This window comes from Rhizobium sp. RU36D (genome assembly GCF_900176345.1).
Classification (GTDB): Bacteria; Pseudomonadota; Alphaproteobacteria; order Rhizobiales; family Rhizobiaceae; genus Allorhizobium.
Window position 1 is genome coordinate 1 of record NZ_FWXU01000039.1, and the last position, 12,175, is coordinate 12,175.

The following is a 12,175-nucleotide window of genomic DNA, read 5'->3' on the forward strand; positions in this document are numbered from 1 at the left end:
AAAACTGAACTGGCCATCCCGTCGAACAGACATCAAATCCCCTCAAATCGCTGCAAACCAACTGAATCACATCAGCCGAATTTTGCAACAGTCCCCTTGAGGGGGAGATGCCTGGCAAGGCAGAGGGGGGTATCCAGAGCGGTACGTTGCCCTGCAAGCGACGCGCCGTTTCACGGCCTTATAGATTGGCTCGCTGATCCCGAGCCCTCAATCCCACTGGGGCGCGAGATGCCCCGGATTGACGATGCGGCCATCGGGCCGCGCCAAGGCGCTGATGGCGGCCATCTCGTCGCCGGTCAGGAGGAAGTCGAACACGGCGAAGTTTTCGCCGAGCCGGCTTTCGGTGGCCGTCTTGGAGAGCGCCACCACGCCCTGCTGCTGGATCAGCCAGCGCAGCACCACCTGTGCTGCCGTCTTGCCGTATCGCGCGCCGATTTCGGCCAGCAGGGGTTCGTTCGGCACCTTGCCATTGGCCATGGCATAATAGGCGGTGACCGACATGCCATAGGAACGCGCGGCCGCCAGCACCTTGGCCTGGTCGAGATAGGGGTGATACTCGATCTGGTTGGTGACGATAGGCGCATCCGACAGCGCCACGGCCTCGCCCATCAGCGCGGTATTGTAGTTCGACACGCCGATATGGCGCACCTTGCCGGCCTTACGGACCTCGTTCAGCGCGCCGATCTGCTCGGCCAGCGGCACCGGGCTTTGCGGCCAGTGCAGGAGCAGCAGGTCGACATAATCGGTCTTGAGTTTCCGCAGGCTTTCATCGACTGAGGGAATGAAATCCTTGTGGGCGAACTTGTCGACCCAGACCTTGGTGGTGAGGAAGATATCCTCCCGGGCGATACCCGAACCGGAGATCACTTCGCCAACCTCGGCTTCGTTGCCATAGATCTGGGCCGTATCGACATGGCGGAAGCCGACCTTCAGCGCCAGCGGCAGGATCTTCAAGACCTCCTCGCCTGGCATGCGAAACGTTCCGAAACCAAGTGCGGGAAGGGCTGCGCCATTGGCGGTGACAATATCCATGAACTATCTCCTCGTATCGATGAAAGGGTCCCATGCCGGAACGCACGGGGTGATGCAGATAAGAAAGGTCGGAGGGCCAAGGTGTTGCGCCCCGCGCCGGGGTCAAGGCCTTGCCCCGCCGCTGTTACAGCCGGCCCAACAATTCGGTCTTCTTCGCCTCGAATTCGGCAGCGGTCAGGATGCCCTTGTCGCGCAGCCCGGCCAGGCGCTCGATCATGCCGATGATATCATCGCCCCCTCGGGTCTCGGCCCTCGATGGCTGGAAGGCGGGGGCGTTCGATGATCCGTTTGACGCTACTATCGGCGCCGGGATTGGCTCTGGCGCGGGGCTTGGTACTGCGACCGGGGCTGCGATCGGGGCCGGCGCCACCGCATGGCTTTCCTCAGGCGCATCCCAATCCGGCTCATCCGGCGTCGCCGCGGCCGCAAACGTCTCGGTCCGCGGCGGAAAGGCCGTGGATGGCGGCGGGGCGTCGTCAGGGCGATCCTGCGCCGGGGAGACGATTTCGAGATCCGCGACCCGCACCAGGCCATATTGCGAGGTGAAGGTCAGCGACTGGTCGCCCCCCTGCTGCTGCGAAAATCCGCCGATCTGGTGGTCGCGGGTGTCATAGACCGTGATGCGCCCGGCATTGTCGATCAGCAGCCGCCGCATGGCGGGAAAGAAGGCATAGCGCAGATTGTTCTGAGCGCCGGTGGAGGAGGGCTGGCCAAGCTCTTCCGGCCAGCCGCCCGAGCGCTGCTGTGACCCCGGCACGAACAGGCTGACGCCGCTGCCGAGAAGGTCTCCCTGGTATTGATCCTGATAGGCGCTGCCACCTTGCGACTGCGATTGATAGCTGCTGGTGGCGGGGCCGAACAGGTCCGGATTGCGCACCAGGGCGGACAGTTCGTTGCACAGCGCATCCACCTTGGCTTTCAAGCCATTGTTGAACATGTCGCCGATCATGATCATACCGCCGCGTGACCATTGCCCCATGCCGCCGAGATCGGGGTGGTTGAACTGCGCCTGGCTGCCATTGCCGGCCATCACCGCGACAAGCAGATGCGCCACGGCCGCGGTACTGACGTCATGGCGCTGGGCGATCTCGCTGACGATCCTGTGGCCTTCTTCACTGAGCGGTCTCATCGGGCGATGTCCTTGTTGGCGCGCGGCGCGGCCGTGCTTTCCTGTGATCTGTGCGACGCGGCTCTTGTTGGAACCGGATGGCAGGCCATAACCTACCTTTCATGTAGGAGGACACCCACCATGAACAAGACCGAAAGTCCAGATTGCATCGCCCATTGGAGCGATGTGGAGCGGCCGAAACCCGGCCAATATGACGGCGACAGCGAATTGCTGTCGTTTCGCGCCCCGCTTGGCCGACACCTCGGCCTGACCCGGATCGGCATCAACCATGAGCGCCTGCCGCCGGGCCGGCGCACCTCTTTTCCCCATGCCGAAAGCCATGAGGAGGAATTCGTCTACGTGCTGACCGGCGCGCCCGATGTCTGGCTGGATGGCAGGCTGCATCGTCTGAAGCCGGGCGATGCCGTCGGCTTCCCCGCCGGCACCGGCCTCAGCCATAGCTTCCTCAACAATACGCAGGAGGAGGTCACCCTCCTGGTGGTCGGCGAAAGCAACCTCAGGGAAAACCGCGTCTATTATCCGCTGAACCCCGAACAGAGCGTCCGGCCCGACTGGTGGCCCGACTGCCCGCCGCGTCTCCTCGGCGACCACGACGGCCTGCCGGATCGGTTGCGGGAGGAGAGGGGCGGTCAGAAGGCCGACTGAACGGAGATCAAGTAGCCGCCTTAGCCCCTCACGCCTTCACCGCGATCCCCGCCTCGATGGCGGCCGCGATAAATGCCTTGCGGGCGTCGTCGTCGGTTTTCTTGCCCTTGCGCTCCACCACGGCGGCGCAGACCAGCAGGGCCCTGTCGAGCGCTTCGCCGTCATCCGTCGGCCAGTCCTCGATCATTGCCCAGGAGGCCGCCTCCGTGCTGTCGATCGTCACGTCGGCGCCGTCTTCGCCAAGGGCGAGGATCACGGGCTTGCTCCAGGTTTTTGTCATGGCGGCGGGCTTTCGGTCAGCGGCAGCGGGTCGGTCCGCTGGTGTCGCTTGCTGCATATCGGCGGGCGGAAAATTTGGCAACCGTTCGCCCGGCGCACGACCGCGCATCGCTCAGTCCCCGGCCTTTACGGCAACGATGAACAGCCGCGGAAATTTTAGCAGCACCCGTCCATCGGCCAGTTCAGGATAATGCGGCTTGAGCAGTCCCTCATAGGTCTCGAGATAGGCGGCCTCCTGGCCCGCACCGACGGCGTCGAGATAGGGGCGAAGCCCCGTGCCCTTCACCCATTCCACGATCGCCTTCGTGCTATCAAGCGGATGGTAGTAATGCGTGTGCCAGACATCGACGCGGGCGGATTTCGGCATCAGCGCGTTCATGTAGTCGGCAGGCGAGGGCAGGGCGGCGCGGCGGATGCGGCCGCCTTCGAATGCTGAAGACCAGGGGCCTGCTGCCCCCGCTTCCTCCATTGCCACATGGCTCGGTTCGGCCAGATTGTCCGGCATCTGCGCGGCAAGAACGCCGCCCGGGTTCAACCCGTCCATTAACGAGGACAGCAGGGTCAGGTGATCCGGCAACCACTGGAACACGGCATTGGCATAGAGCAGGTCCGCCTTTTCCACCGGGCGCCACTTTGCGAGATCGGCCATCACGAAGGGCACGCCCGGGAGCCGCGCCCGTGCCTTCTCCAGCATGTCGGCATCGCTGTCCAGGCCGCTGACCGCCGATGCGCCGAACCGTTCGACCAGCAGTTCCGTGGAATTGCCCGGACCGCAGCCCATGTCGATCACGCGCTGCGCGCTTGTCAGCGGCACTTGGGCCAGGAGATCGCGGGCCGGCCGCGTGCGTTCGTCTTCGAATTTGAGATATTGCTGCGCTGACCAGGCCATGGCGGGCGTCTCCTCTCCTGTTGCGGCATCCTCTGGCAGGGGATATGTCGCGCCGCTGCGGCAAAGATAAGTCCGTGACCACATCATTTTTTGTGATGGACCCATTCGTCAAGGCGTTGATATCGCGCATCTATCTTTCAAATCCCGGGGAATCCCGGACGCTTTCTTGCCATTTGCCCCTCCGCGCGCGATTGCGCTTGACCTTGGCGCCCCACCTGTCCTTTCCTGCAGCCAACACAAGACATTGGAGACCGAAATGGCTGTCGATACCTCGCCCCGCACCCCCACCTGGACCTATGTCGATGGCGAATGGGTATCGGGCAATCCGCCGCTGATCGGGCCGACGTCGCATGCCATGTGGCTCGGCTCGACCGTCTTCGATGGCGCCCGCTGGTTTGATGGTATCGCGCCCGACCTGGACGAGCATTGCCGCCGCGTGAACCGCTCCGCCGTCAACATGGGCATGAACCCTGTAATGCCGGCGGAAGAGATCGAGCGGCTGGCCTGGGAAGGCGTCAAGAAATTCGACGGCAAGACCGCGATCTACATCAAGCCGATGTATTGGGCCGAACACGGCACGCCCTATAGCGTTGTGGCCGCCGATCCGGAATCGACCCGCTTCGCGCTGTGCCTGTTCGAGGCGCCGATGCATACGGCGAAGCCCTCGTCGCTCACCGTCTCGCCCTTCCGCCGCCCGTCGCCGGAGGTGGCCATGACCGCGGCCAAGACCGGCAGCCTCTATCCCAATTCCGGCCGCATGATCTCCGAGGCCCGCGCGCGCGGCTTCGACAATGCGCTGGCTCTGGACCTGAACGGCAATGTCGCGGAGACGGCCTCCTCGAACATCTTCATGGTCAAGGACGGCGTGGTGATGACGCCTATCCCCAACGGCACCTTCCTCGCCGGCATCACCCGCGCCCGCATCATCGGCCTCCTGCGCCAGGCCGGCTTCGAGGTGCGCGAGATGACGCTGACCGTCAAGGACTTCCTGGACGCCGACGAGATCTTCCAGACCGGCAACTATTCCAAGGTCGTGCCGGTGACCAAGCTCGACGCCCGCGAACTGCAGGAAGGCCCCGTGACCCGCAAGGCGCTGGACCTCTACATGGACTGGGCTCGCCAGGGAAATGATGCGTGATTGTTGGCTTAAGATTGAGCGGCCCGAAGATGTTTCGAGGCATGTCCTGCTAGTGACACCGCGATCCGTCGGGGAATGTCTCATCTAAAAAAATCATCGACGGCATTTCGGGAGCCGGATGGATCGGGCGGAGCGAGAAACCTACTCTCGCTCCACTGATCTCCTCGAACTCTGCCAAAGGGTCCCATGCCGCTGCTCGATTCGACCGCAACTCATCCCATCACGCTGCCGGACGGCAGCCTCTACACCGATACCGTCTATCTCAAGAATGTCGTCGATCATCCGCGAATTGAGATCGGCGAATACAGCTATTTCACCCATGCGGGCAGACCGGAAGATACGGCGCAGATTCTGGCGCCCTATCTGGGACATGGCTGCCGCGAGCGCTTGCTGATCGGCAAATTCGTCCAGATTGCTCGGGGAAGCTATTTCATTACCAGTTCGGCCAATCATCCGATGTCTGGCTTCACCACTTATCCGTTCCGCATCTTCAAGCCAGAGACCTTTGGCTACAAGGATTTGCCCGTCCGCGATACCGTTGTTGGTCACGATGTCTGGATCGGACATGATGCTGCAATCATGCCCGGTGTTCGGATCGGTCATGGCGCTATCATCGCCGCCCGTGCCGTTGTGGCAAGGAACGTGCCGCCATATGCTGTTGTCGGAGGAAATCCCGCAGAGATCATCCGCATGCGCTATCCGGCAGATGTTATCGAGCAGCTTCTGGAGATCGCCTGGTGGGACTGGCCTATTGATAAGATCGAGGCCAATCTGACGGCTCTTGAAGGTGGCGACCTGGAGGCTTTGAAGGCGGCTTGATTGTATCTTGGGTGTCCCGTGGCAGGGCATCCGCTATTGCCTAACATGGCACGCTGGTTCAAAGCAGGACATGGAAACCTCGCCCCCCGATATCTTCGATTGCCAGACCTGCGGAGCCTGTTGCGCCTATCAGGCGGACTGGCCGCGCTTCTCCCTGGAAACCGACGAGGAAATCGCCAAAATCCCGGAAAAATTCATTGCCGCCGATCAGAGCGGCATGAAATTCGAGGCTGGCCGCTGCACGGCGCTGACGGGCGAGCTTGGCAAGCATGTCGGCTGCGCTGTCTATGCCGACAGGCCTCAGGTCTGCCGCACCTGCATGCCGGGAGATCCCGAATGCATCATGGCCCGCGAGGCCCTGGGACTGCCGGTCGATGTCCTGCCGGATGTCGATGTGTATTTTTGACCAAATGTCATCCGCCAGGCGAGCGCCGCGTCACTTCCCGATCTTCACCGTCAGCACATCGGCGCCCAATTCGCTGCCCAATTCGGCCTTGCCGCTCTGCTTGTCCATGACGCAGAGATAGCTGACGCTGCCTTTGGCGCCCTTGGGTTTGCCCGAGAGCACTGCCACGCCATAGCTTTCGGTGCCGAAGGGATCGACGGCGATGGCGGGTTTCTCCAGGCTGCCGACGGCGGCCGCAAGGCATTGCTTCTTCACCTTGGCGGCAAACTCGGCCCAGGCATCGCCTGATGAAGCAGAGGCGGGAAGGGTGCTGGCGAGAAGCGCCAGGCTGAGCGGCAGGAGGAAACGGATCATGCTGATGTCCTTTTTCTGATATCGACGGGTCGTGCGGCGCGCAGGCTGCGGGTAGAATTTGACATTCGCAAGACAGGGCGGAGCACAAACTTTTGCGGCCCGGCAACAATTTGGCATAAGGCAGGTTGCCTCCCAACACTTCCCCTCCTATGTTCCGGCTCACCCGCCGCATTGCACGCAATCTAATGCCAAGAGGAGATATTGCCATGGCTTTCGAATTGCCCGAACTGCCCTATGACTACGAAGCGCTCGCTCCGTTCATGTCGAAGGAAACCCTCGAATATCACCACGACAAGCACCACAAGGCTTATGTCGACAACGGTAACAAGCTGGCCGCTGAAGCCGGCATGGCCGACCTGTCGCTGGAAGAGATCGTGAAGAAGTCGTTCGGCACCAATGCCGGCCTGTTCAACAATGCCGGCCAGCACTACAACCACATCCATTTCTGGAAGTGGATGAAGAAGGGCGGCGGCGGCAAGTCGCTTCCGGGCGCGCTGCAGAAGGCTGTTGATTCGGATCTCGGCGGCTACGACAAGTTCAAGGCTGATTTCATCGCTGCCGGCACCACCCAGTTCGGCTCCGGCTGGGCCTGGCTTTCCGTCAAGAGCGGCAAGCTTGAAATCTCCAAGACCCCGAATGGCGAAAACCCGCTGGTTCACGGCGCATCGCCGATCCTCGGCGTCGATGTCTGGGAACACTCCTACTACATCGACTACCGCAACGCCCGTCCGAAGTATCTCGAAGCCTTCGTCGACAGCCTGATCAACTGGGATTACGTGCTCGAAATGTACGAAGCCGCATCGAAGTAATCTTCGATCCGCGATCGATTGCAGGACGCCCGGTGCAGCGATGCGCCGGGCGTTTTCGTTACCACGCGCAGGAGGGGTGGCAGTTCGCCCATCGTCAAGTCTGCTGATAACCCAAATTTGACCCAGCGATCGGCACGAAAATCGCTATCAATTGTTGCCTGTGCCAAAATGAGACGTTACAAATTCGGTATGCGTGCTCACTATTTCATCATCTGCTTGTTAACGAGCTTGATCATGTGGGGCGTGGCTTTTCATGCAAGCCGCGACTTCTATCGCATGGCGCAGGAAAGCAGCCATTTCCCGCACGCGCCTATCCGCTCTATCATCCGGGATCTGATGTCCTGATAGTGCCGGCCGCCGCGCTGCCGACGTTTTCGCGTAGACTTGCAGAGCGGTTGTCAGTCGATTTTCTCAACGTTGGTGGCGGCGCGCACGGCATACCGTCGCGCGCCGCGGGGTGGCCTTCAGGTCACTTTTTCGGAGCGGTCTTTCCGGCGTCCTTCACCTGGCTGCCCAGGGTCGGGGCTGCCTTTGGCGGGGCCTTGTCCTTCTTGGGCTTGCGGGTTTCCTTGTTGCTTCTGACTTGTCCCTTGGCCATCTGTCTTCTCCCTGAATGAATTTTTCGGCTTGTGGTCTTCCCAGGCCGGCGACCTGAGGATGTTGGGCGCTGGAGCGCCTTTGAGATCACTGGGCGCGGATGCGCCGAGGCACGTTCACTCTGTTCCATGAGCGAAAGGGACGCGCCCGGCCAGGCATCGACGTCGACGGCTGCTGGTGGCGGGGCGGGTCAGGTTCTCCCAATGCCGGACGAACACGAAACAACACGGCACATCAAATCGATAGCCCCCAAACCAGGCCCTTTCAAGAGCCTGCGCACCGCCAAGGATGACAGCCAGAAAAGAATTTTGGGCGAGGCAGGAACCAATGCCGGGCGGCGACGTTTCTACAGCGAACCCGAGGCGTAACCGCCAAGGGGCGGCGGACCACCCAATTCCAGTAAACCATGACCGAAAGGAACCCCCATGGCCGATTCCAACATGCAGTCCGAACTACGCAACCTGCAGAACCAGGTCGCCGAACTGACGCACGCGATTTCCCGTCAGGGCTCCAAGACGGCTTCCACCTTGCGCGACCGGACCAGCGAGGTGGTCGATACCGCATCGCGCCGCGCCCAGGACGCCGCAGGCTATACCCGCGCCGAAGCCGAAACGATGGCCGGTGTATTCCGTGAACATCCGACCGCCGCATCCGGCGCGCTGCTCACCGCAGGCGTGATCGGCGGCATCATCGGCTACCTCGTCGGCACCTCGGCGCAGACGACCCGCGACAGCCATCGCCGCTGGTACTGATTGAATGCCCAGCGTGACCTATCGCATCGTCGAACATGACGGCGGCTACGCCTACAAGCTTGGCGACGTGTTTTCCGAAAGCTTTCCAAGCCACGACGCCGCGCTGAAGGCAGCGCAGCGGGTGGCGCGGGAGCAGCAGGTCGGCGGCGAAAGCGCCGAGATCAGCTATCAGGACGCGTCCGGCGAGTGGCATAGCGAACACGTCGATGGCGGCGATCGGCCCCAGGCCGAGGTCATCGACGAAGTGAGATAGCCTGTCCGGGTTGCCCCCACCTTGACAGGTTACGTGCGAGGCCCGCTTACCCAGCGGGCCTCGATTTCGTTTGGGGTGCCGGTTCGTCACATCGCTGTCATCGGTCTGTCCTAAGCCCCGCTCATGACAGCCACAGACCTTCCCATTCTTCGCCTCGGCATCATCGCCGATCCGCAATATGCGCCCGTTCCGCCCAATCCCGTGCACGACCGCTTCTATGCGAAAAGCCTCGCCAAAATCGCCGAGGCCATGGATGTCTTCGAGCGCGAAGCGCTGGATGCGGTGGTGGTACTGGGTGACCTGATCGATCATGGCATCGACAATCTGGCACCCGTGCTGAAGGCTCTGGCCCGCTCGCGCCATGAGCTCATCCTCTTGCCCGGCAATCACGATTTCGCGGTCGCAGAGGAACATCTTGCCACGATACATCGCCGTCTGGGCATGCCCGCGCCCTATCACCATCTCCTGCGCAAGGGCGTCAGGCTGATCGTGCTGGATGGCAATGAGATCTCCACCTTTGCCCCGCCGCCCGGCGATCCCCGTCGGGCGCAGGCCAAGGCAAAGCTTGCGACGCTCACCGCTTCCGGCGTCCCCAACGCCATGGCGTGGAATGCCGGCATCAGCGAGACCCAGTTTTCCTGGCTCGAGCGGCAGCTGGCGCAGGCCGCCGAACGGGGCGAGCGCGCCATCGTGCTTGGTCATTATCCGCTTCATCCCTTTACCGATCACAGCCTGTGGGATGCGCCGCGCGTGGCGAAGCTGATTGCCGATGCGCCCGCGGCCATCGCCTATTTCTGCGGCCATTATCACGCCGGCAATTACGGGCTGCTGGGCCATACCCACTTTGTCAATTTCAAGGGCATGGTCGACACCGAGGCGCATAACGCCTTCGCGATTGCAGAACTTTATCAGGACCGTCTCGACATCAGGGGCTTCGGCCGCGAGGAAAGCCGTCGCCTGTCGCTGTCGAGCCCCGCTCCTGCGGAACAATAAGCACGCGTGGCTGGGCCAAAGATTTGCAAGCGGATTGGCGGGGGATCGGCCAGATCCCCCTCACGCATTTTGGCGGATTCGGTCAGATCAGGCCAAGACCACGCTATTATTTAATTCAATATTAGATATGTCTTGCGAATACTGTAGCAACTCCGGGGACGCTGCCCTAGGGGTTCGCGCGTTCAACGCTGAGGCAAGGCATCCCGTGACGAAGAAAATCCTGACAGTCGACGATTCCCGCACCATTCTCTCCGTCTTGCTGCAGACGCTGACCAGCGCGGGCTTCGAGACGGTTCAGGCCGAGGATGGAGTCTATGGTCTTGAGGCGCTTGAAGAATCCGATCCGGATGTGATCATCACCGATATCAACATGCCGCGCCTCGATGGCTTCGGCTTCATCGAGCGGGTGCGCCGCCTCGAAAAATACCGCGCTATCCCGATCCTGGTCCTGACCACGGAAAGCGATCCGCAAAAGAAGGAACGCGCCCGCAAGGCCGGCGCCACCGGCTGGATCGTCAAGCCCTTCGAACCGACCAAACTGATCGAGGCCATCGGCCGGGTGAGCGCGTAAGTCATCCCACCCACCCCGCAATCCACGCCTGCCGCAGCCGGTCGCCTTCGCCTCGGAAGTATCGCTCTTCGGCGTGGCAGGCCGTCATGCGGTCCAAGCGAAAATTGCGGATCGCCTGGCGCATTTCGCACCAGCCCACTAGGTTCATGGTCTGCGAGTAATAGATCAGCGCGATCGGCCTGATCATGCGCGCCGTCTCCCGTCCCTCGGCATCGCGATAGGTCAGCGCCAGCACCTGCTCGTCGCGGATCGCCTGTCGCAGCATCGAGAGGTCGATGGTCTCGGGCGCGGGGGCTCGCGCGCCCCAGGCATAGAGCGCCCGTGACTGCAGGCTGCGACGCAAGGGTTCGGGCACGGCTGCGGTGATCTTGGCATTCACGGATTGCGCCGCGGCCGTGAGGGCCTGGTCGCCGGTGCGGCCCAGCAGCGCGAGGCCCAGCACGATCGCTTCCGTCTCCTCGGCCGTGAACATCAGCGGCGGCAGGTCGAAACCCGGCCGCAGGATATAGCCCAGCCCGCGCTCCCCCTCGATCGGCACGCGCATCGCCTGCAGCGCTGCGATGTCGCGATAGATCGAGCGCACGGTCACCTCAAGCCGCTCAGCAAGCTCGGCCGCCGTCACCACGCCGCGCGCCAGCCGCAGCACCTGGATGATCTCGAACAGCCGGGAGGCCTTGCGCATTTTTTGGGATCCCACATCCGCTACTGACAAACCCCTGTCAGTTGGCCACCGCTAAACAAAGGGTCAGCAGGCTTGAATTTTCGCCTGAATTTGCCTTTGCGGCAAGCCCTATCGACAAGGACCTCCTGACATGGACTACACACAAACTCTCTGGCTTTTCCTGTTGCTGGTCACCGGCATCATCGTGGTGCCGGGCATGGACATGATCTTCGTGCTGGTCAGCGCGCTTTCGGGCGGTCGCTCCGCCGGCCTCACCGCCACATCAGGCATGATGGCGGGTGGCGCGGTCCACACGCTCTATGGCACCCTGGGCGCCGGTCTTCTGGTGACCTTCGCCCCCGGCCTGTTTCTGCCGCTGCTGCTGGTCGGTGCGGTCTATATGGTCTGGATCGGCCTGTCGCTGGTGCGCAGTTCCATCACCGTCTCCGGCGTTGGCGATATCAAGGCCGTGCCGCCGCTGGTGACCTTCCGGCGCGCGCTTGCCACCTGCCTACTCAATCCCAAGGCCTATCTCTTCGTGCTGGCCGTCTATCCGCAATTTCTGCGGCCTGAATTCGGCCCCTTCTGGCTTCAGGGACTGGTCATGGGCGTCATCACCGCCGCCGTGCAGTTCGTCGTTTATGGTGCGGTGGCGCTGGCCGGCACACGGGCGCGCGCCTTCCTGATCGGCTCGCCCGCCGCCACCATCTGGACCGGACGCGCCGCAGGGCTTCTTCTGATTGCAGCGGCCTGCGTGACGTTCTGGCAGGGTTATTCCGTGTTGCTCTAAGACCTGCGTCAAAATGCGCCGATCACGGGAAGTTAGTGATGGAGTTTCAACCGTTTGA

At 62.2% G+C, this 12,175-nt stretch carries 18 protein-coding genes; 11 read left to right on the forward strand and 7 right to left on the reverse strand.

The window, feature by feature from the left end; translation table 11 throughout:
* Positions 1-207: 207 nt before the first annotated feature.
* Together B9A97_RS27510 and B9A97_RS27515 are read right to left on the reverse strand one after the other, a co-directional pair.
* The gene (locus tag B9A97_RS27510) at positions 208-1,032 is read right to left on the reverse strand and encodes an aldo/keto reductase (RefSeq protein WP_084369035.1); all 825 of its coding nucleotides are present in this window, start codon (positions 1,030-1,032) and stop codon (positions 208-210) included.
* 124 nt (positions 1,033-1,156) lie between these two features.
* Positions 1,157-2,161 carry an SHOCT domain-containing protein gene (locus B9A97_RS27515; RefSeq protein WP_084369036.1) on the reverse strand — a complete coding sequence of 335 codons (1,005 nt, stop codon included), beginning with the start codon at positions 2,159-2,161 and terminating at the stop codon, positions 1,157-1,159.
* 120 nt (positions 2,162-2,281) lie between these two features.
* Between B9A97_RS27515 and B9A97_RS27520 the strand changes: the two genes are divergently transcribed.
* Entirely contained in the window at positions 2,282-2,806 is a 525-nt protein-coding gene (locus B9A97_RS27520; RefSeq protein WP_084369037.1) for a cupin domain-containing protein, read from the forward strand.
* A gap of 28 nt (positions 2,807-2,834) precedes the next feature.
* Here B9A97_RS27520 and B9A97_RS27525 read toward each other — a convergent pair whose 3' ends face one another.
* Together B9A97_RS27525 and tam are read right to left on the reverse strand one after the other, a co-directional pair.
* On the reverse strand, positions 2,835-3,086 hold the full coding sequence (locus tag B9A97_RS27525; RefSeq protein ID WP_084369073.1) for a DUF982 domain-containing protein: 252 nt from the start codon (positions 3,084-3,086) through the stop codon (positions 2,835-2,837).
* 111 nt (positions 3,087-3,197) lie between these two features.
* Positions 3,198-3,974, reverse strand: a complete 777-nt coding sequence (gene tam, locus B9A97_RS27530; protein ID WP_084369038.1) for a trans-aconitate 2-methyltransferase — start codon at positions 3,972-3,974, stop codon at positions 3,198-3,200.
* Between the two features lie 256 nt (positions 3,975-4,230).
* Between tam and B9A97_RS27535 the strand changes: the two genes are divergently transcribed.
* From B9A97_RS27535 to B9A97_RS27545, 3 genes are all read left to right on the forward strand, one after another.
* On the forward strand, positions 4,231-5,112 hold the full coding sequence (locus B9A97_RS27535) for a branched-chain amino acid aminotransferase (RefSeq protein WP_084369039.1): 882 nt from the start codon (positions 4,231-4,233) through the stop codon (positions 5,110-5,112).
* A gap of 186 nt (positions 5,113-5,298) precedes the next feature.
* Positions 5,299-5,931: a CatB-related O-acetyltransferase gene (locus B9A97_RS27540; protein ID WP_084369040.1), complete on the forward strand. Its 633-nt coding sequence runs from the start codon at positions 5,299-5,301 to the stop codon at positions 5,929-5,931.
* 70 nt (positions 5,932-6,001) lie between these two features.
* Positions 6,002-6,337, forward strand: coding sequence for a YkgJ family cysteine cluster protein (locus B9A97_RS27545; RefSeq protein WP_084369041.1), 336 nt, complete (start codon positions 6,002-6,004; stop codon positions 6,335-6,337).
* A gap of 30 nt (positions 6,338-6,367) precedes the next feature.
* Here the strand turns inward: B9A97_RS27545 and B9A97_RS27550 are convergent, their stop codons facing one another.
* Positions 6,368-6,691 carry a hypothetical protein gene (locus B9A97_RS27550; protein WP_084369042.1) on the reverse strand — a complete coding sequence of 108 codons (324 nt, stop codon included), beginning with the start codon at positions 6,689-6,691 and terminating at the stop codon, positions 6,368-6,370.
* Positions 6,692-6,897: 206 nt separating this feature from the next.
* On the opposite strand from B9A97_RS27550, the gene B9A97_RS27555 reads away from it, so the two are divergent.
* Positions 6,898-7,500: a superoxide dismutase gene (locus B9A97_RS27555; RefSeq protein ID WP_084369043.1), complete on the forward strand. Its 603-nt coding sequence runs from the start codon at positions 6,898-6,900 to the stop codon at positions 7,498-7,500.
* Positions 7,501-7,969: 469 nt separating this feature from the next.
* Here the strand turns inward: B9A97_RS27555 and B9A97_RS30375 are convergent, their stop codons facing one another.
* Positions 7,970-8,098 (reverse strand): hypothetical protein, encoded by a 129-nt coding sequence (locus tag B9A97_RS30375; protein WP_280164104.1) that lies wholly within the window; start codon positions 8,096-8,098, stop codon positions 7,970-7,972.
* A gap of 202 nt (positions 8,099-8,300) precedes the next feature.
* Between B9A97_RS30375 and B9A97_RS29980 the strand changes: the two genes are divergently transcribed.
* The 5 genes from B9A97_RS29980 to B9A97_RS27575 all read left to right on the forward strand — a co-directional run bounded on the left by B9A97_RS29980 (position 8,301) and on the right by B9A97_RS27575 (position 10,666).
* Positions 8,301-8,465 carry a hypothetical protein gene (locus B9A97_RS29980; protein ID WP_179145419.1) on the forward strand — a complete coding sequence of 55 codons (165 nt, stop codon included), beginning with the start codon at positions 8,301-8,303 and terminating at the stop codon, positions 8,463-8,465.
* A 57-nt stretch (positions 8,466-8,522) separates the two neighbouring features.
* The gene (locus B9A97_RS27560; RefSeq protein WP_084369044.1) at positions 8,523-8,849 is read left to right on the forward strand and encodes a hypothetical protein; all 327 of its coding nucleotides are present in this window, start codon (positions 8,523-8,525) and stop codon (positions 8,847-8,849) included.
* 4 nt (positions 8,850-8,853) lie between these two features.
* A complete protein-coding gene (locus B9A97_RS27565) occupies positions 8,854-9,102 on the forward strand; it encodes a DUF2188 domain-containing protein (RefSeq protein ID WP_084369045.1) in 249 nt (82 codons plus the stop codon).
* A gap of 123 nt (positions 9,103-9,225) precedes the next feature.
* Positions 9,226-10,095 (forward strand): metallophosphoesterase, encoded by an 870-nt coding sequence (locus B9A97_RS27570; protein ID WP_084369046.1) that lies wholly within the window; start codon positions 9,226-9,228, stop codon positions 10,093-10,095.
* A gap of 205 nt (positions 10,096-10,300) precedes the next feature.
* Positions 10,301-10,666, forward strand: a complete 366-nt coding sequence (locus tag B9A97_RS27575) for a response regulator (RefSeq protein ID WP_084369047.1) — start codon at positions 10,301-10,303, stop codon at positions 10,664-10,666.
* A gap of 1 nt (position 10,667) precedes the next feature.
* Here B9A97_RS27575 and B9A97_RS27580 read toward each other — a convergent pair whose 3' ends face one another.
* Positions 10,668-11,348, reverse strand: a complete 681-nt coding sequence (locus tag B9A97_RS27580; RefSeq protein ID WP_084369048.1) for a helix-turn-helix transcriptional regulator — start codon at positions 11,346-11,348, stop codon at positions 10,668-10,670.
* Between the two features lie 130 nt (positions 11,349-11,478).
* Here B9A97_RS27580 and B9A97_RS27585 point away from each other — a divergent pair, with 130 nt between their 5' ends.
* Positions 11,479-12,117 carry a LysE family translocator gene (locus B9A97_RS27585; RefSeq protein WP_084369049.1) on the forward strand — a complete coding sequence of 213 codons (639 nt, stop codon included), beginning with the start codon at positions 11,479-11,481 and terminating at the stop codon, positions 12,115-12,117.
* The last annotated feature ends 58 nt before the right edge of the window (positions 12,118-12,175 follow it).